The organism is Novipirellula artificiosorum (assembly GCF_007860135.1).
Taxonomy (GTDB): domain Bacteria; phylum Planctomycetota; class Planctomycetia; order Pirellulales; family Pirellulaceae; genus Novipirellula_A; species Novipirellula_A artificiosorum.
Map to the genome: position 1 here is coordinate 1 of NZ_SJPV01000055.1, position 2,152 is coordinate 2,152.

General features: G+C 56.0%; 2 protein-coding genes. Both read right to left on the reverse strand.

Annotated elements, in window-relative coordinates; translation table 11 throughout:
• Window positions 1-724: 724 nt before the first annotated feature.
• A complete protein-coding gene (locus tag Poly41_RS33690; protein ID WP_146531766.1) occupies window positions 725-1,462 on the reverse strand; it encodes a hypothetical protein in 738 nt (245 codons plus the stop codon).
• A 278-nt stretch (window positions 1,463-1,740) separates the two neighbouring features.
• The coding region (locus Poly41_RS35365) for a hypothetical protein (protein WP_231616161.1) at window positions 1,741-2,152 on the reverse strand (412 nt) is incomplete at its 5' end.

Genomic DNA, 2,152 nt, shown 5'->3' on the forward strand with positions numbered 1-2,152 from the left:
TTCGGTAACCTGATTTCACTCTGCAAAATATTGGAACATTCATCGTGTATGCCGGAGCGCAAGAGGTCCTGGAAATAGGGCATTTCCAGCATCGTCTGTACAGTCATCGCGAATATGCCACCCAACAGCGGGGCAAACTGGGCGTGTGTCTTTCATGCTATTTCACCCCCCTTCGTCATTCTGCTCTGGCTCTGTTTTTGCTGAATTGGGTTATCCGCAGCGGTCCCTAGACGAGGCGTCGGATGACCAAGTCGAGCGGCCTACAGGACGTGTGGGCGTGATTGCGAAGATGATTGAGCGTCCCAATAGGGGCAGGGATCGCAGTGAACTGGCATTGCTTTGGCGTGACGTCACATCTGATGCCATCGATCAGTGCGTCTCGCTCATGCGGATCGGATTCAAGGCACTTCTCTGTAACGGCCAGCCGCCTTACTCGCTCCCGAGAACTTCCCCCTCAAGCTAAGCGGTCAACTGATCCAGGTGGTGGAAGAGATGATCGCACGCATATCGAATCGAAGCAGCGATCGTTGTCTGGCGACCACACAGCATGACGCCGATTAGGGGTCGCAGGCCGATAAGCCACCTCGATGACTGCATCGGCCAGCCTATTTCCTTTTTTTGGTGGGCGTCGGTGATTGTTGCGAACTTGTGCCAACAGCCCATCCCGTCGTGATGCAGCACTGTGAGAGGCGCCCATCAATAACCACTTGCCCGTGTGCGCAGCCTAAACGGCGTCAGCTGAGTGTGGCTGTCCAGTGGGTCCGGCCAACCAGTCGGGACCGTAGCCCTCTTCAAAATCGTCACCATCGCCACGTGGGACGTGGTCTTGGGCAAGTCTCACCGGCGTGCCGTCAGCATTCAAGTTGTACGCATAAGGGTAGCGTTTGGCCCGCGTGAAAAGATCGTTAACGCCGGTATGTACTATCGGGATCAACCGATCCAACATTTTGATGATGGATCCACCAAAGAAGCGATAGTCTTGAATCAAATCAAGTCGTTCCCGTTGGACATCATGGGACATGGTCTTTTCTCGCTGTGTCGCCGCCGGGAATATCGCCGCAGCGAAAGCCAACTGGCCTGCAGCGACAAGGTGAATGTCCGCGTAACCAATCGCTGCCGCCGTAGATGTCCACTTCAGCAATGTGTTTCGATGGATGCCGAGCGACTCCCTCAACCATTGCTGGCTGGGTGTCGAGTCACGTCCTGGGATGAACCCGCGACCATATCTGGCAACCACCTGCAGGTAGGCCCCGATACGGTTCTCGAGTGGCTGCCGCTCATCTCTCACCCTGCGGCTACATTCGCGGTCGTGGTACCAACGACAATACGACTCGTACTGCTCCGGATAAGCCTGCTGGAGCTGTTCCAGAGTCTGGATCGCGGCGTCGACGTCATGCAGATATCGATAGTGTTGGTCGATTGGCTCACTGATTGGGCTCTCTATGGTGTTTGGCGTGGTCATGATGGTGGTGCTTCGGAAATGCGGTGGCGGGTGCACATGGAGATGTGCGTGGTTCGTTGATCCAACGATATGCACATCATCATGTGCAACTTATCGCCGCCCAAATATGTGCACCTCTTCGTGTGCATCCCCGATGCCGCAAGTGCTTGTGGCCGCCCAGCCAGACAACAGCGACCGTCGTCGATGAAGCTTCATTTCATCCCCGTGTCCGCCATTACGTGGCGTGAACAGACACCTTCGCCGTTCAATCCCTGCGCCTTGCCGATGTCGAGTGTGAGTCAATTCATCAAACTCTGCGTTTCCAGCCGCAGGGCGATGCCAGACAAGATGGCGTCAAGCACCTCGCTTCGTGATGCTGGGCTGTTGTCAACGCAAGCGTCAGCATCGGCAAGGCGAAGAAGCCGCTCTCCTGTCACGTCGTCCCACGCTGGTCTGGGGGAGATACAACTGACCGCCAGCAGGATGTCGGACACCTCGTTCCTAACGGACATCTGCTCCCCTGTTGAGATCCGATAGATGGTTGATTCGTCGCACTGGCAATACTTGGCGAGTTGAGTCTGAGTTGGAAATTGATTCCTCCCCGCGCGGTAGGGACTTCCCCGGCGGTTACAGCGTTCGAGGAACTCCCGCAGTTGGTCGCTGTTTGAAGTTGCTGCCAGCTTTCGGCGTCGGTCAGCTTCGCATTTCTGT

What these genes read in the sequence shown, in the direction of transcription:
- Poly41_RS33690 (WP_146531766.1), bottom strand. Translation starts at nt 1,462, where the DNA reads ATGACCACGCCAAACACCATAGAGAGCCCAATCAGTGAGCCAATCGAC.